Origin of the sequence: Pseudomonas sp. DTU12.1, from assembly GCF_009873475.1 — a bacterium.
GTDB lineage: Bacteria > Pseudomonadota > Gammaproteobacteria > Pseudomonadales > Pseudomonadaceae > Aquipseudomonas > Aquipseudomonas proteolytica.
On the sequence record NZ_CP045254.1, the window covers coordinates 2,903,250 to 2,920,094 of the forward strand.

12 protein-coding genes are annotated in these 16,845 nt (G+C 62.3%); 2 read left to right on the forward strand and 10 right to left on the reverse strand.

What is annotated here, in order from left to right; genetic code table 11:
• Positions 1 to 17 precede the first annotated feature (17 nt).
• The 5 genes from GDV60_RS12680 to efeU all read right to left on the reverse strand — a co-directional run bounded on the left by GDV60_RS12680 (position 18) and on the right by efeU (position 5,674).
• Positions 18 to 1,217 carry an MFS transporter gene (locus GDV60_RS12680; protein WP_029290568.1) on the reverse strand — a complete coding sequence of 400 codons (1,200 nt, stop codon included), beginning with the start codon at positions 1,215 to 1,217 and terminating at the stop codon, positions 18 to 20.
• Positions 1,218 to 1,486: 269 nt separating this feature from the next.
• A complete protein-coding gene (gene efeO / locus GDV60_RS12685) occupies positions 1,487 to 2,299 on the reverse strand; it encodes an iron uptake system protein EfeO (protein WP_159907413.1) in 813 nt (270 codons plus the stop codon).
• 25 nt (positions 2,300 to 2,324) lie between these two features.
• The gene (gene efeB / locus GDV60_RS12690; RefSeq protein ID WP_159907415.1) at positions 2,325 to 3,614 is read right to left on the reverse strand and encodes an iron uptake transporter deferrochelatase/peroxidase subunit; all 1,290 of its coding nucleotides are present in this window, start codon (positions 3,612 to 3,614) and stop codon (positions 2,325 to 2,327) included.
• A 14-nt stretch (positions 3,615 to 3,628) separates the two neighbouring features.
• A complete protein-coding gene (gene efeO, locus GDV60_RS12695; protein WP_159907417.1) occupies positions 3,629 to 4,831 on the reverse strand; it encodes an iron uptake system protein EfeO in 1,203 nt (400 codons plus the stop codon).
• Between the two features lie 9 nt (positions 4,832 to 4,840).
• Positions 4,841 to 5,674 carry an iron uptake transporter permease EfeU gene (efeU, locus tag GDV60_RS12700; RefSeq protein WP_070996248.1) on the reverse strand — a complete coding sequence of 278 codons (834 nt, stop codon included), beginning with the start codon at positions 5,672 to 5,674 and terminating at the stop codon, positions 4,841 to 4,843.
• Between the two features lie 209 nt (positions 5,675 to 5,883).
• Between efeU and GDV60_RS12705 the strand changes: the two genes are divergently transcribed.
• Positions 5,884 to 6,900 carry an AraC family transcriptional regulator gene (locus tag GDV60_RS12705; RefSeq protein ID WP_159907419.1) on the forward strand — a complete coding sequence of 339 codons (1,017 nt, stop codon included), beginning with the start codon at positions 5,884 to 5,886 and terminating at the stop codon, positions 6,898 to 6,900.
• 271 nt (positions 6,901 to 7,171) lie between these two features.
• Here GDV60_RS12705 and GDV60_RS12710 read toward each other — a convergent pair whose 3' ends face one another.
• Genes GDV60_RS12710 through mexE form a run of 3 tightly spaced genes read right to left on the reverse strand, consistent with a single transcriptional unit; the run spans position 7,172 to position 13,026 of the window.
• The gene (locus GDV60_RS12710; protein WP_159907421.1) at positions 7,172 to 8,587 is read right to left on the reverse strand and encodes an efflux transporter outer membrane subunit; all 1,416 of its coding nucleotides are present in this window, start codon (positions 8,585 to 8,587) and stop codon (positions 7,172 to 7,174) included.
• The gene (locus tag GDV60_RS12715) at positions 8,584 to 11,763 is read right to left on the reverse strand and encodes an efflux RND transporter permease subunit (RefSeq protein WP_159907423.1); all 3,180 of its coding nucleotides are present in this window, start codon (positions 11,761 to 11,763) and stop codon (positions 8,584 to 8,586) included. The genes GDV60_RS12710 and GDV60_RS12715 overlap by 4 nt, the downstream gene beginning before the upstream one ends.
• 15 nt (positions 11,764 to 11,778) lie before the next feature.
• Positions 11,779 to 13,026 (reverse strand): multidrug efflux RND transporter periplasmic adaptor subunit MexE, encoded by a 1,248-nt coding sequence (gene mexE / locus GDV60_RS12720; protein WP_159907425.1) that lies wholly within the window; start codon positions 13,024 to 13,026, stop codon positions 11,779 to 11,781.
• An 881-nt stretch (positions 13,027 to 13,907) separates the two neighbouring features.
• Between mexE and yddG the strand changes: the two genes are divergently transcribed.
• Positions 13,908 to 14,798, forward strand: coding sequence for an aromatic amino acid DMT transporter YddG (yddG, locus tag GDV60_RS12725; protein WP_070996245.1), 891 nt, complete (start codon positions 13,908 to 13,910; stop codon positions 14,796 to 14,798).
• Here yddG and GDV60_RS12730 read toward each other — a convergent pair.
• Positions 14,795 to 15,751 (reverse strand): arsenic resistance protein, encoded by a 957-nt coding sequence (locus GDV60_RS12730; RefSeq protein ID WP_159907427.1) that lies wholly within the window; start codon positions 15,749 to 15,751, stop codon positions 14,795 to 14,797. The genes yddG and GDV60_RS12730 overlap by 4 nt on opposite strands.
• Entirely contained in the window at positions 15,748 to 16,839 is a 1,092-nt protein-coding gene (locus GDV60_RS12735) for a YafY family protein (protein ID WP_104912275.1), read from the reverse strand. The genes GDV60_RS12730 and GDV60_RS12735 overlap by 4 nt, the downstream gene beginning before the upstream one ends.
• Between the last annotated feature and the right edge of the window lie 6 nt (positions 16,840 to 16,845).

The window sequence follows — 16,845 nt, forward strand, 5'->3', positions numbered from 1 at the left end:
GGAGGGCTGCCAGTCGTTCAACGCGGTGCCGGCCAGAGCGCAATGAGCAGCAGCAGGGCGGCGGCTACCAGGTAGGGTAGTCGCGGTTCGACGGCATAGATCAACGTGCCGGCCAGCGGTCCGACTACCACGCCCAAGCCCTGTGCGGCACCTACCGAACCGGCTGTAGCCCCTTGTTCCGAGGCCTCCACCGCGTTGGCCGCCAGTGCGGCGAACGACGGGAAGATCCAGCCCATGCCGGCCGCCGAGACGAAGAAACACAGCCAGAGGATCCACGCCGTATCCGCGAACATGCTGCCGGCAAACCCGAGGGCAGAGACGATAGCGCCGACGCGGATCATCCGCAGGGGCGGCCATTCCAGTTTGCGCACCAGTAACTGCGAGCAGATCAACGCCAGGCCCACCATCGTCAGGGCAATCCCGGCGGTTTGCGCGGCGTCGGCGGGGTTCATCTGCAGGCGGTCCAGGGCGAAAAAGCCCACGGTGATCTGGGCGATGGATACACACAGCATGGCGGCAAAGGCCACCACCAGTGGGCGCCGCAAGCGTGGGTCCGAGAGGTTGACGGCCTTGGGTGGTTGCTTGAGGTGCAGCTCCTGGCGCGGCAGTTTCAGCAGCAACACCACAAAGCCCAGCATCGGCAGCAACGCCATCGCATAAAACGGCAGGCTCAGGCTGTAGCGGGCCAGCAGCGCGGCAATTGCCGGCCCCAGCACCAGGCCGCAGGCGTTGGCCGCGCCCAGCGAGGCCATGGCCTTGGCGCGGTGGGCCGGCTCGATATTGTCGGCGATCAGCGCATAACCACCCACCGGGATCGCCGCGTAGAACACCCCGATCAACCCGCGCCCTAGCACCAACCCGATAAAGGCCAGCATGGCCGAGGGCAGCAGTTGCAGGGAGGCGTCGATAAACACGCACAGCGCCCAGTACGCCAGAGTGAATCCACCGGTGCCCAACAGCAGCACCCGGCGCCGCCCCAGCCGGTCACTGGCCTGGCCCCAGGGCCGCGCCAACAGCATCCAGATCACCCCGGACACGGTGACGGCCGCACCCGCTTGCCAGGTCGCCAGCCCGAGCACCCGGGCGATGGGGCCGATCAGCGAGACAAACGCCATCATCGCCATGGTGCAGGCCATATTGGCGATCAGCAGGGGGCGCAGGTTGAATGACACTGAGGTGGGCAAGGCAGCATCAACGCTGGCGGCCGAATCGGGCATGGGAAATCTTCCGTGAGTGGGATCGATTGAACGTTATAGGTAAGACGGTTAAACGCATAGCGCGATTAGCCGCAATGATGAAGATCTACAACTGCTCTGCGCCCTAATGCCGATCAGTAAGCGCACGCAATGCTCAAAGCAGCGAGGATCAAATGTGGGAGCGGGCTTGCTCGCGAAAGCAGTGGGTCAGTCAACATCAATGTTTGCTGGGCCGACGCCTTCGCGAGCAAGCCCGCTCCCACAGGGGGGTGTGGATGCCGAAGGCTTTCTCAGTTCAGGCCCAGCTTGCCACGCAGGGTCGACAGGTCTTCGGCCAAGGTGTTGACCGGGCCGACCAAGGCCTTGCGGTCGGTTTCCTTGACCTTGTCATAGGTCTCAAAGCCACCATCAGCCGTTTTGTATTTGGCCAGGATGCTGTCCACCGTGGCGAAGTTCTTGTCGACCTTGGCCAAAAACGCCTTGTCCTGTTGCTCGATCTGCCCACGGAACAGGTCGACGATTTTCTTCGCCCCGTCGATATTGCCCTGGAAGTCATACAGGTCGGTGTGGCTGTAGCGGTCTTCTTCGCCGGAGATCTTGGTGGCGGCTACTTCTTCGAGCAATGCGGCCGCGCCGCCGACGACTTTTTCTGGCGGGAAGGTCAGGCCGGCGACGCGGGTTTGCAGGTCCTTGACGTCCTTGTTCAAACCATCGGCCAAGGCGTCCAGGCCCTGGGTGCTGTTCTCGGCAAACAGGCTGTATTCGAGGCGGTGGAAACCGGTGAAGTCCTCGGCCTTCACGCCTTTTTCGTGATCGTCGACCCGTGAGTCGATCGAGGCGTCCAGGTCGCTGAACAACTCGGCGATGGGCTCGATGGACTCATAGTGCACGCGGGTAGGGGCATAGAGTTTTTTTGCGGTGGCCAGGTCGCCTTTTTTCACCGCGTCGGTAAAGGCCTGGGTCTGGGTGACCAGTTCATCGATCTTGTCGGTGACATAGATCTTGTAGTCCGACACCGGCCCCACCAGGTCCAGGGGCGCCGTCGCGGCAAAGGCTGCGAGTGGAGAAAGGGTCAACAACAATGCAAGAGACGACTTCTTCATGGGACGGTTTCCGCTGGGATGGGGTTTAGGTGTTGGCAGTGCTGTGCAGCAAGGTACGGCCGATGAAATCCTGCGGCCCGGTGACGCCTGGCAGCGTGAAGAAGTACCCACCGCCCACCGGCTTGAGGTACTCCTCCAGCGGCTCGCCATTGAGCCGGGTTTGCACGGTAATGAAGCCTTTTTCCAGGTCGGCCTGGTAGCAGATAAACAGCAGGCCCATGTCCAACTGGCCGTTCTTGTTGACGCCGTTGGAGTAGTTGAACGGCCGGCGCAGGATCAGGTTGGCCTGGGTTGCAGCGGTGCGCGGGTTGGCCAGGCGGATATGGGCGTCGAGCTTGGTCAGTTTGCCTTCTGGGTCTGTGCTGTAGTCGGGCACCTGGGCTTCGTTGTGACCGCCCATGGGCGCGCCGCTGGTCTTGATCCGGCCAATGATGCTTTCCTGTTCCTGCAAGGGCGTGCGGTCCCAGCGCTCGACGAAGTTGCGGATGATCCGCACCGCCTGGTAGCTACCATTGGCGGCCCACGCGGGTTCGTCACTGTCGGGCTGGACCCACACCAGTTGGTCCATGGCCTTGGCATCGTTGGAGTCCGGGTTGGCCGAGCCATCGCGAAAGCCCAGGAAATTACGCGCACTCTGTGCCGGTTGCCCCGCCCGGGCAGGCGCCTGGGGCGGCACGCTGCCTTCCTGTTTCCAGCGCACCAGCAGGAGGTCCGGCAGGTTTTTCACGATATCGCGCAGGGCGTGGATATTGGTGTCGGGGGTGTTGGAGCTGAACTGCAGGCTCAAGTCGCCATGGCACTGCGCAGGTTCCAGGGCGTCATTGGGGAAGCCGACCATGCGGCTCAGGCGCTTGGGCTTGGCGCCGGCCAGGCCGAAACGTTCGTCGAACAGCGACTCACCCACCGACACGGTAATCGTCAGGTTATCCGGGGTGACCACCGGGCCAAGGATCCCGGAGTCAGTGGGCGGTAGTTTCGGATCGACTTGTGGCACCGTACCGCCGGTCATCAGGAAACCGATACGCTCGTTGAGGGTGCGAAACAGCCGCTCCAGGTCTTCGCGGTCGCTGGCCAACACATCGAACGCCACCAGCATGCCGCAGGCCGGGCGCGGGGTGACAATGCCGCTCTGGTGCTTGCCGTGGAAGGCGTGGTGGTCCTGGGTTTTTTCGCTGCTGGGGGCGGCGGTGACCTGGGCCGCGCCGGCCGCCATGGCCGGGCAACTGAGGCTACTGCCGGCAATCGCCGCACCGGTGGCGGCCATGCCCAGCAATATGCGGCGGCGCTGGGCGTTGAACTGTTCTGAATCACTCATTTGTTCGGTCGTCTTCACTTAAGGCCTGTGAGGCCAAGGGCTGGGTCGATTCCATCGAGTGCGGCGGCCAGAGCCTTGGCCTTGTCGGCGATCTGCTGGCGCTGATCGGCGGTAACGCTGTCATAGGTGCGGTAGTTGCCATCGACCTGCAGGCCGTCGAGTTGCCCGGCGAAGGCGCTGATCGCGCTATCGATACCTGGCAACAGGTCGGCAGCGGACTTGGTCAAAAGCGGACGCATCAGCTCAACCACCTTGCGCGTCGCCGCCAGGTTTGCGGCAAAGCCATTGAGGTCGAGGTGGCTGTAGCGTTCCTCTTCGCCACTGGCGGCGCGCACGTCGGCCAGGCTATTGAGGTTGCGCACCAGGATGCTGACCAGTTGCTCGGGCGGCAGTGACTGCGCGAGCAACTGCTGCTTGAGGGCGGTGACATCACTTAGCAAGCGCTGGGCAATCGGTGCCAGGCCGTCGAGGCTGTGTTGCGCGAAGAGGCCGTATTCCAGGCGATGAAAGCCGCTGAAGGCCGGGTCCTGTTCGCGTTTTTCGAAGTAATCGGCGCGGGCATTGATCGCGTTATCCAGCTCGGCCAGGCGCTGGGCTGCCGGGGCCAGGCGCTGGTAAGCCTCGCGTGCTGGCAGGTACAGGGCCTGGGCTTGGCTCAGGTCGCCCGCAGCAATCGCTTGTTCGAGGGCGCTGACGGCCTTGATCAAGGCGCTGCCCTGGCTATTGAGGTACACGCGAAACTCCGACAGCGGGCCGATAAAGGCCACCATCGACGGCTTGGCTTTGGCCTGGGCGTCGGACTCGGCGGTGGGGGTTACCTGCAGGGTGCCGCGAGGGTTGCTCAACAGGCCGCAGGTGATGGCGTAGTCGCCCGGCAGCAGGTTGGCGTTGATCACCTGACTCAGGCCGGGGGCGATGTTTTCACGTTCTTCGACCACCAGCACGCCGTCGAGGATTTCCCACTCCACTGCGCGATCCGAGCGATTGATGATGCGAAAACTCGCACGACCGGCCGGCACCGTCAGGGCGTTGGGCTCGCAGGCGTGGGCGTGGATGATCACGGCGATTTCGTTGTGATTGACCTGGCGCTTGGCTGCGGCCAATTGCGAGGCGTAGTAGAACAGGCCACCGGCGGCGATCATCACGATCACCGAACCGGCTAGCGCCCAACGCAAGGCGCGAGGTGGCGAGGCGGGGGCAGGGGCTTGGTTTGGCAAGGGACGACCTTACTGGCTGGAGACGGAAGAGGAGGTGGCTGGCGCGGCGGGCATAAAGAACATCACCAACGCCAGCACCAGATAAGTCAGGTAGGCACCCAGGGTGCTGACGGTCGGCGCGTCCTGATAGCCAAACATGCCGGCCAGCACCGAACCCAGTGGGCCATCCATCGGCAGGGTGGCGCTGAAATCGAACAGCACGCTCTGCCAGTGGTTCCACACCCCGGCTTCATGCAGGGCCTGCACCGAGTTGGCGAGGATGCCGGCGGCTACTACCAGGATGAACAGCCCGGTCCAGCGAAAGAACGCGGCGAGGTTCAGGCGCATGCTGCCGCTGTAGATCAGGAACCCCACGACAATCGCCAGCACCAGGCCGAGCAGGGCGCCGATGGGCGCTGCCGGACCTTCGCTTTGCTGGAACACCGCGAGCAGGAAGAACACGGTTTCCAGGCCTTCGCGGGCCACGGCGAAAAACACCATGGCGATCAGCGCAATCACTTGGTTGCGCGAGCCGGCCAGCGCGTGATCCAGGGATTGATGCAGGGAGTGCTTGATCGAGCGCGCGACTTTACGCATCCAGAACACCATGGAACTGAGAATGCCCACGGCCACCAGGCCGACAATGCCTTCGAACAGTTCTTGCTGCTTTTGCGGGAACTCGGCGCTGACCAACTCCAGGCCACCGCCGACCAACAGCGCCAGGGCGGCGGCCAGAAACACGCCAATCCATACTGCCGGCATCCATTGGCCACGGCCGGTCTGTTGCAGGTAGCTGGCGATGATGCCAACGATCAATGCGGCTTCAATGCCTTCGCGCAGCATGATGAGAAAGGGAACGAGCATCGGGCACCGCAACGTAATTAGTTAGGGTGCTAAGTTGTAACATAATGATACTCATTGCTAAACAGAGGATCTTGACGTTTCCTGAACAGCCGCTGAACAGCCCTCTATCTCCTGGCTTCTGCAAGGATTGATGAAATGCCAGGCCTCTCTGTTCCTTCCAGGCCAGCACGCTCCTACAATGGCCGACCTACAAGATTGAGCCCTTGCCCATGTCGGAAAAAGACACAATCTCCATCCACCTGGTTCGCGAAGCCTTGTTGCAAAGTTGCGCCCCCGGTGCGGCGACGCGAGAGGCCCTGAACAAGGTAGGGATCGACCCAGCGTTGCTGGAGCAGCCCGCCGCCCGGGTTCCGGCCCTGGCGTACGCGCGGCTCTGGCGCTTGCTGGCGCGCCGCCGGGATGATGAGTTCTTTGGCATGGACCCGCGCAAGTTGAAGTCCGGCAGCCTGGAGTTCCTGTGTCGCGCCGCTATGGCCCAGCCCACCCTGGGCGAAGCCCTGGAAACCGGCCTGAGCTTCCTGTCGCTGATGCTCGAACACCTGCCGGCGCAATTGGTACGCCAGCAAAGCCTGGCGGAAATCGTCTTGCTGGAACACGAGCCTGAACCGCGACGGGCGTTCACCTATTTTTGCTACTGGATGATCATCCACGGCGTCGCCTGCTGGCTGGCCGGGCGGCGCATCCCGATCCTGGCCATCGAATTACGGAGTGCGCAGCCGGCCTTTTGTGATGATTACCAAGTGATGTTTTCCGACAACCTGCGCTTTGATCGCACCCGTACGCGGATGATCTTTTCGGCAGACTGCCTCGACCTGCCGGTCAAGCGCAGCCCCGAAGAACTCAAGCGTTTCCTGGCCCATGCACCGGCCAATATCCTGGTCAAATACCGCGACCCCGACAGCCTGGCGATGCGCATCAAGCACGACCTGCGCCAGCGCCCGGCCCAACACTGGCCGGAAACCGAAAGCCTGGCCCAAGAGTTATGCATGTCCGCCTCGACCCTGCGCCGGCGCCTGGCCGAAGAAGGGCAGACCTACCAGGGCCTCAAGGACAGCGTGCGCAAGGAACTGGCGGTTGTCTGGCTGGCCGAGGCCGATATCAGCTTCGCCGAGATCGCCAGCCGCCTGGGTTTTGCCGATGTGAGTTCGTTCTATAAGGCGTTTCGCAAGTGGTCGGGGTCCAATCCTGGGCATTACCGTAGCTTGATTCTTACCGACGCCAACTAAGCCGTCGGCACTGCGCAGTCTGCATGGCAAGCGCTTCTGTGGCGAGGGGGCTTGTCCCCCGTTGGGCTACGTAGCCGCCCCAAAACCTGCACCCTCGGTTGACCTGACACACCTCGGTGATCTTATTGGGGCTGCTACGCAGCCCAGCGGGGGACAAGCCCCCTCGCCACAAAAGCCGCCGCAAACACCAGAGCAAAAAAAAGCCCCGTGACCGAATGGACCACGGGGCTAAAAATTGGCTGGATGCGACCAACCAAAGGAGCTCTTTACATCACTTGAGGGTGGCGACCACCGTGTCTGGCTGCCAGCCACCACCCAATGCCTTGTAGATCGCCACGATGCCGCGATACAGGTCTACTTCGGCCAGGGCCTGGGCGTCTTCGGCCGCCAGGCGTTCACGCTGGGCGTCGAGCAGCACGAGGAAGTCGGCGGTGCCTTCGCGGTAGCGGATCTCGGCCAGGTCGGCCGCAGCACGGCTGGATTCGCTTTGGCGGATCAGCGAGATCAGGCGCTGTTGGCGTTTGCCGTAGTCGCTGAACGCGTTCTCGGATTCTTCCAGCGCCAGCAACACTTGCTGCTCGTACGTCGCCAGGGCGCCGTCGGCCTCGGCATCGGCGCCGCGCAATCGGGCGCGCACGCTGCCCAGGTCAAAGGCGGCCCAGGTGATGCTCGGGCCCAGGGCCCAGGCATTGGCGGCAGACGAGCCGATCTGCGAGCCACGGCCGGCGGTAAAGCCAAGGAAGCCACTGAGGCTGACCCGAGGAAACAGGTCGGCCTTGGCCACGCCGATACGCGCGGTGGCCGCTGCCAGTTTGCGTTCGGCGCTGAGAATGTCCGGGCGCCGTTGCAGCAGTTGCCCCGGGTCGCCAATCGGCAAGGCCTTGGCAATCGCCGGTAGGTCGGCCGGGCTCAGGTCCACTGTGAGTTTGTTCGGGCGCTGGCCGAGCAGGGTGGCGATGCGGTTGCGTTCGCGCACTTGTTCGGCCTGCAATTGCGGCACGCTGGCTTCAACCGCCGCCAGGCGTGCGTCGGCCCGAACCACGTCCAGTTGATCGCCGACGCCGGCATCGCGCAGGCTTTCGGTGATGGTGCGCGAATCCTGCTGGTTCTTCAGATTGGCCAGGGCGATTTTTTCTCGCAGTTGCGCACCGCGCAATTGGCCGTAGGCGTCCACCAGTTCGGCAATCATGCTGACTTGCAGTTGATAGAGGTCGGCTTCGGCAGCTTGCTGGTCGGCGTCGCTGGCCTCCAGGTTACGCTGGATGCGGCCAAACAGGTCCAGCTCCCAGGCCATGTCCAGGCCCAGGTCATAGCGCTCGCTGTTGACCCGGCGGGTGGTCTGGCCCGGGATCTGCCCTTTGGCCAAGTCGCTGCTGGCGCGGCTGGTGATGGTGGGCATCGCGTCATTGCTGGCGTCATCACGAATCGCCCGGGCGGCCCGCAGGCGGGCAAACGCTACGCGCAGGTCGCGGTTGCCGCTCAACGATTGCGTCACCAGCTGGTTGAGGATCGGGTCCTCGAACTGCTGCCACCAGATACCCTCGAACTTGGCGTGGTCGTACTGCTTGGCATCGACGGCGGCCGTGATATTGGCCGCCTCCAACTGCTGGGTTTTATAGTCCGGGCCCACGGCACAGGCGGCGAGCGCCAATACCAACAGGCTCGGCAAGAACACTTTCACACTCATTGCTGTGTCTCCAGCTTCAAGGCCTTGGCCGCTTTGCGTGCATCGCTGCGCTCCACATAACGGCGGATCAACACGTAGAACACCGGCGTCAGCAACAGGCCGAAGAAGGTCACGCCGATCATCCCGGAGAACACCGCCACACCCATGGCGTGCCGCATCTCGGCACCCGCGCCGCTGGAGAACACCAAGGGCACCACGCCCATGATGAAGGCGAACGAGGTCATCAGGATCGGCCGCAGACGCAGGCGGCAGGCTTCCAGCACCGCAGCCAGCGGGTCGAGGCCTTCTTCCTGTTTGTCCTTGGCGAATTCGACGATCAGAATCGCGTTCTTACAGGCCAGGCCCACCAGTACGATCAAGCCGATCTGGGTAAAGATGTTGTTGTCGCCACCGGACAGAATCACCCCGGTAATGGCCGACAACAGCGTCATCGGTACGATCAGGATTACCGCCAGTGGCAGGCTCCAGCTTTCGTATTGGGCGGCCAGTACCAGGAACGCCAGCAGTACGCAGAGCGGGAACACGAACAGCGCGGTATTGCCCGAGAGGATTTGCTGATAGGTCAGGTCCGTCCACTCGTAGGTCATGCCGTTGGGCAGTTCTTCCTTGAGCAGTTTCTCGATCGCCGCCTCAGCCTGGCCCGAGCTGTAGCCAGGGGCCGCGTTGCCGTTGATTTCGGCGGTGATAAAGCCGTTGTAGTGCATCACGCGGTCCGGCCCCGAGGTATCGCTGACCTTGATAAAGGTCGCCAGCGGGATCATTTCGCCCTTGTTGTTGCGCACTTTCAGCTGGCCGATCTGGTCTTCGTCGAGGCGGAACTGCTGCTCAGCCTGCACGTTGACTTGATAGGTACGGCCGAAGCGGTTGAAGTCGTTGGCATACAACGAGCCCAGGTAGATCTGCAGGGTGTCGAAGATGTCGCTGATCGCCACGCCGTGGGTCTTGGCCTTTTCACGGTCGATAGCCGCATCGACCTGGGGCACGTTGACCGTGTAGCTGGTGAACAGGCCAAACAGTTCAGGCACGTTGTGGCTCTTGGCGATGACGTTCTGCACTTCTTTGTACAGTTCTTCGTAGCCCAGGTTGCCGCGGTCTTCGACTTGCAGGCGGAACCCGCCAATGGTGCCCAGGCCCTGTACCGGCGGCGGCGGGAAGATCGCCATGTAGGCTTCCTGGATATCCGCATACTTGCCGTTCAGTGCCCCGGCAATCGCCCCGGCGGACATGCTCGGATCCTTGCGCTCGCCGAAGGGCTTCAAGGTCACGAACACGATGCCGCTGTTCGGGCTGTTGGTGAAGCCGTTGATCGACAGGCCCGGGAAGGCGATGGCGCTTTCCACTCCGGGCTGTTTCAGGGCGATGTCGGACATGCGCTTGATCACGTTTTCGGTGCGGTCCAGGCTGGCGGCGTCCGGTAACTGGGCGAAAGCCACCAGGTACTGCTTGTCCTGGGCCGGTACGAAACCGGTCGGCGTATGGGCAAACCCGAAGAAGGTCAGCACCATCAGGCCGCCATACACGAACAGCGCGATACCGGTGCCGCGAATCACTCGGCGCACGGTGCCCACATAGCCATGGCTGGCTTTTTCAAAAAAGCGGTTGAATGGACGGAACAGCCAGCCACCGAAGAGCTTGTCGAGGAACCTGGAGAACCGGTCCTTTGGCGCGTTATGGCTGCGCAGCAACACCGCCGCCAGGGCCGGCGACAGAGTCAGGGAGTTGAATGCCGAGATCACGGTAGAGATGGCAATCGTCAACGCAAACTGTTTGTAGAACTGCCCGGTCAAGCCGCTGATAAAGGCGGCCGGAATAAACACCGCACACAGCACCAGCGCCGTGGCAATGATCGGCCCGGTCACTTCGCTCATGGCTTTTTCCGTGGCCGGGAAGGGCTCCAGGCCCAGCTCGATGTTACGTTCGACGTTCTCCACCACCACGATGGCGTCGTCCACAACGATCCCGATGGCCAACACCAGGCCGAACAGCGACAGCGCATTGAGTGAGAACCCGAACAGGTGCATCACCGCAAAGGTACCGATCAATGACACCGGCACCGCGACCAGGGGAATGATCGACGCACGCCAGGTCTGCAGGAACAGGATCACCACCAGGACCACGAGGATCAACGCCTCGAACAAGGTGTGGACCACCGCCTCGATCGAGCCACGCACAAACACGGTCGGGTCGTAGGCGATGCGGTAATCCATGCCTTCAGGGAAGCTCTTTTTCAGCTCCGCCATTTTGCTGCGCACATCGTTGGAGATGTCGATGGCGTTGGAGCCCGGCCGCTGGAAAATCGGAATCGCCACCGCCGGCTGGTTGTCGATCAGGGAGCGCAAGGCATATTGGCTGGAGCCCAGCTCGATGCGTGCAATGTCCTTGAGGCGCGTGATCTCGCCGTTGTCGCCGGCGCGAATCACGATGTTTTCGAACTCTTCCTCGGTGACCAGGCGCCCCTGGGTATTGACCGACAGCTGGAAGCTGGTGTCATTCGGCGCAGGCTGCGCGCCCAGGGCACCGGCGGCCACCTGGCGGTTTTGCTCGCGAATCGCGGTCACGACATCGCTGGCGGTCAGGTTGCGCGAGGAGGTCTTGTTCGGATCGAGCCACACCCGCAGGGAGTAGTCGCCCATGCCGAACAGCTGCACATCACCCACACCACCCAGGCGTGCCAACTCATCCTTGATATTGAGGATCGCGTAGTTGGACAGGTAGAGCATGTCGTAGCGCTGGTCCGGGGAGGTCAGGTGCACGACCATGGTCAGGTCGGGGGAGGCCTTGTCCACGGTGATACCGATGCGCGTCACTTCTTCAGGCAGTTTTGGCTGAGTGCGCGTCACACGGTTTTGCACCTGCACCTGGGCGTTATCCAGGTCGGTACCCAGGGCGAAGGTGATGGTCAGGGTCAACTTGCCGTCGGCGGTCGACTGCGAGGACATGTAGAGCATGTTCTCGACGCCGGTGATCGCCTGCTCCAGCGGTGAGGCCACGGTCTCACCGATGACTTTGGGGTTGGCGCCCGGGAAGTTGGCACGCACGACCACGGTCGGCGGTACCACTTCTGGGTATTCGCTGATCGGCAACTGGAACAGCGAGATCGCGCCGGCGATCAGGATCAGCAGTGAGAGCACCGCTGCGAAGATCGGCCGTGATATGAAGAACTTGGAAAAATTCATCTTGTGTGTAGTCCCTTAACCGCGTGGAATCGCGACACTGGCGAGCTTGGGCGCGGCTTTGTTGTCCGGCGTCACTTGCTCCAGGTTGCTGGCTTCAAGCGCTTGTCGTTGTTGGGCCAAGGCGGCGAGGGTGGCCTGGCTGGCCATCGGGATAGTTTCCGGGGCGACCGGCGATCCCGGGCGCACCCGCTGCAGGCCCTTGACGATAATGGTGTCGTCCTTGGACAGGCCGCTGCGTACGATGCGCAAGCCTTCGATCTTTGGCCCCAATTCAACGGCGCGGTAGGCGGACTTATTGTCGCCATCCATCACCAGTACGAATTTCTTGCCTAGGTCGGTGCCCACGGCCTCGTCGGTGATCAGCACGGCGGAGTAGGTTCCGCTGCCCACCAACTTGAGGCGCGCGTACAGGCCAGGGGTGAAGCGCCCGTCGCTGTTATCGAACACGGCGCGACCACGGATGGTGCCGGTGGCCGGGTTGACCTGATTGTCGACAAAGTTCATCTGGCCCAGGTGCGGGTTGCCCTCTTCGTTGGACAGGCCCAGGTACACCGGGGTGGTCGTGCCGCGACGGCCCTGGCGCGCCAGTTCGGTGTACTTGAGGTACACGCGCTCATCGGCGTCGAAGTAGGCATAGACCTTGTCGGTGGAGACCACGCTGGTCAGTTCGGTGACGTCGGCGGTCACCAGGTTACCGGCGGTGATCGCTGCGCGGCTGACACGGCCGCTGATGGGCGAGGTGACGCGGGTGAAACTCAGGTTCAGGCGGGCCAGGTCCAACTGCGCCTGGATCCCGGCCACGGCGGCGCGGGCTTCCTGGGCGGCAGTGGTACGGGAGTCGGCCAGCTCGGCGGAAATCGCATTGCTCTGACGCAGGCGCTCGCCACGCTGGGCCTCGTTGTCACTGCGCGATGCCGCGGCTCGGGTCTGTTGAAGTTGGGCTTCAAGGCGCCGCACTTCGGCCTGGAACGGACGTGGATCGATCTGGAACAGCAGGTCGCCTTTCTTCACCAGCGCGCCTTCGGTAAAGGCTACCTGGTCGATCTGGCCCGACACCCGTGGGCGGATCTGTACGGTTTCCGGGGCTTCGAGGCGGCCGGTGAACTCGTCCCACTCGTTGACGGGTTGCTCCAGCACCTTGGCAACGCTGACTTTGCTGGCGGGCATGGCGGCCGCTTGCTCGGGGGCCTTGCCGCATGCGCTCATCACCAGCACGGCCAAAAGGGCCAAGGGATAGCGCAAATGTTTGAGTGACTGTTCCATGAGGTGCATCCGCCAATGTATTTGAGATGGGCGGATCATGCTCGGCGGTGTGCTATCTCACGAATCGAATGAAACAAAGGTAACTATCATTCGGAATGATATAAGCCTGGGGAAAGCCCTCTAGCATGGGGTTTTCGTTAGGGTGCTATCAATCCCGTTGATAGCAAAACACCTTTGCGCGATCTGCAGCCAATCTCGATTGCTTACCCTGAAGATATTCCCTGTGGGGCTGCGTCAGTTCAGCCAGAGATGCATCAATTGACCCATCGCCATCGCAGGCAAGCCAGCTCCCACCTTCGTTCTGTGGTGTGGCCCAAATATCCAGCACCACCAAGATCTCCTGTAGGAGCGGGCTTGCCCGCGAAAGCGGTGATTCAGTCACCATCTCTGTAGGCTGATGTACCGCCATCGCAGCATAAGTATCTACACAACTTTGCCGCAACGCCTAGATCCAGGCAGATAGCGCAGTTGTGGCGAGCGGGCTTGTCCCGCGCTGGGCTGCGAAGCAGCCCCAATAAGACGAATGCGTTGTACCAGATACACCGCAGCGGCTGGTTTTGGGGCTGCTTCGCAGCCCAGCGCGGGGCAAGCCCGCTCACCACAGGGAAGTTCGTCAGTTTCTGAAAGTTGTGTAGATACCTATGGCCATCGCAGGCAAGCCAGCTCCCACCTTCGTTCTGTGGTGTGGCCCAAATATCCAGCACCACCAAGATCCCCTGTAGGAGCGGGCTTGCCCGCGATGGCGCCCGCTCAGCCAGACAAGCATCAACTGACCCACCGAGCTCCCGCAAGGCGACAAGCAATACCCCAGCGTGTACCGTTGCGGCCTTTGTGCCGCAGGTGCTGTGACTGTGGCTGCGGACATTCTTAGAGAGGCATCCATGCAGATCAGGGGAGAGCGGGCCGCGACGGTGTGTGGTTTGGTGGCAATCCTTTTATGGAGCACCGCCGCCGGGTTGATCCGCAGCGTCAGCGAGGTGTTCGGGCCCCTGGGCGGTGCGGCGCTGATCTATACGTTGGGTGCCGTTCTGCTGGTGTCCTGGCTCGGACGTCCACGCTTGCGCGCCACGTCCTGGCCTTACTTGATCATGGGCAGCGGGTTGTTTGTGGCCTACGAGGTCTGTCTGTCTCTGGCACTGGGCTTTGCCAGCAGTCGCAACCAGGCCATTGAATTAGGTGTGGTGAATTACCTATGGCCGTGCCTGACGGTGCTACTGGCGATTGTCATGAACGGGCAAAAGGCGCGCTGGATCATCGTGCCGGGCAGTGCGTTAGCGTTGTTTGGCATTCTCTGGGTGGTGAGTGGCGATGGCCTGGCATTGGCAACCATCGTCGCTAATGTGCAATCCAACCCGTTGAGTTACAGCCTGGCCCTGGGTTGCGCGATTACCTTTGCCTTGTATTGCAACGTCACACGGCGCTACGCGGGTGGGCAAAACCTGGTGGTGCTGTTTTTCATCCTCACCGCAGCGGTGCTATGGGTCAAATACGGCTTGAGTGCCGAAGTGCTGCCGGCCTTTAGCCTGGGCAGCAGCCTGGAATTGCTGGCCACGGGCGTCGCCATGGCGGGTGGTTATGCCCTGTGGAATATCGGCATCCTGCGCGGCAACCTGACGTTGCTGGCGACCGCGTCCTACGGCGCGCCGGTGTTGTCATCGGCCTTCGCCGCGCTGTGGCTGGGCGCCCACCTCACCCCGCAATTCTGGCAGGGCGCGGTGCTGGTCACGGCAGGTTCGCTGCTGTGCTGGCACGCGACGCGCGAGCAGGCCTAGGCCCGCCAGACCAGGGCCGGAATCACGCGGATATAGATCAGCTCACAGACCAACTCGATCAATGTCTGTGTGATGATCGCCGCTGCGGCCAGCATGCGCATGTCTTCCGGCAAGGCCAGTGCCAATGGCAGGACCACCAGCGAGTTGCGCGTGGCACTGCTGAAGGTGACTGAACGCGCCGTGGCCGCCGGCAGCCGGAAGGCCCGTGCCGTCAGGGCGCCAACCACCGGTGCGAGCAACATGAAGCCCAGGTACACCGGGATCACGGGCAACAACTGCTCGATCTCCCGCGCCACGAACGCGATCTGCGAGCCAATCACTACCAGCAGCACCGTCGCCATGGCCGGCACCGGCATCCACGCCCAGCCCTGGTTCCAGCGCGCAATATAGGGCGAGCGCCGCGCCCCGGCACACGTCAGCACCGCCAGCAGCAAAGGTACGGCGATCAGCAGCACAAACGCCTCGACAAACGGCCCGAGGGTGATCGTAACCGCAGCCTCACTGGGAATAAGTGTCAGGTACAACGGCAGCAGCGCCAGTTGCAGCAACAGCAGCAACGGTGTGGCGGCCAGCGTCAATCGGGCATCGCCTTTGCCAATATGGGTAAACACCACCACGTAGTCGATGCAGGGTGTCAGCAGCACCAGCAGCGCGCCGATCAGGACCGCCGGTTGATCATGCAGGCCAAGGGTAAGCGCCCAGACGAGCAGGGGGATCAACACAAAGTTGGCCACCAGCAACGCTGCGATGAAGCGTCTGTTGGCCAGGCCCTGGCGCAATTGCAGAAACGGGATTTGCAGGAACATCGCGTACATCAACACCGCAATCGCCGGAGTGACGAGGCCGCCCAGGCCCTGCGCGGCCTGAGGGGCGAGCAAGCCGCCGACGGCGGCGATAATGACCGCCACGAAATAGATCGCGATCTGGTGCTGCTCAAGCTGGTCTCGGTTCACGGAGTGTCCTTTGGCGCGGGTTCATTGCTGGCGTAAAGCGTGACGGCGCGCAGCAGAGTCTGGTGTACGTGGCTGCGCAGGGTGGCCGGGGCCAAGACTTCAATATCCGCTGCATTGCTCAGCAAAAACAGGCGCAGGCCCTGGGTGTCGTAGAGGCTGCAACTCAAGTCCCAGTGCTGGTCACCCTGGGGCACGATCACTTGGTCGTCGGTCAGCGGGTTCTCGCTCAAGCGATTATGCAGGTTGGCACTCAGGCGCAGCTTGAGCGGCACTGGTGCCTCGCCATGGATGGTCATCAGGTGCTTTTGCGCGTCCAGCGAATTGACGTCGTAATGCGGCGGGCCAGGCACATCCAGCCAACTGGTCTTCACGGCCAGCATGCGATGCAGCATCAGCGCACACAGTGTGCGCGGCCCGTTGCTGCTGTACTTGCCACGCTGATCTGCAGGCACGTACCCGGCCGGCCAATGCTCCTGCTCCACATACGCAGACAGATAGACATTGGAGTCCTGATAGGAGAGGGCCAGGGGTTTCAACAGGTACCGACATTCGACGCCGCCTGCGTCCCTGGGCAGGTAGGTCACTTCCAGGGACACGTCTTCGAGGATCGCCGTTTGAATCGTGGCCAGGTGCGTGGGGTCGTGCTTGCCCGGCTGGAGCAGGGTAAACCGCGTGCCGCTGGTGATGCGTTGGGACCAGGCCAGGGGGCGGGCCGAATGCTTGGTCATCTCCGACGCCGCGTATTCACGCAGTTCACCGAGCTGTTCGGTATGGGCGTTGAACCCAAAACGCTGGGCATGCTCGAAAATCGCTGCCAGGGTCATGGCTTCGGTGGGCGAGAGCGTCAGGTCAAAACTCTCGCGGCCGGACTTCCAGTATTTGGCTTTTTTATCCGGGCCTTTTTCCCCCACTGCCACCAGTTCGGTTTCGGTCAGGGCTTCAAGATCACGCAGGGTGGTTTTGCCATGGAGGCTGAAGTCATCGAACCACTTGCACAGCGCTGTATGGATGTCTGCGGTCTTCATCGACGTGCCGCTGCGCTGGAGAATCTTGCGCAGCGCGGTGCGGCGTCGGTGATAATTGATCATGGCCGA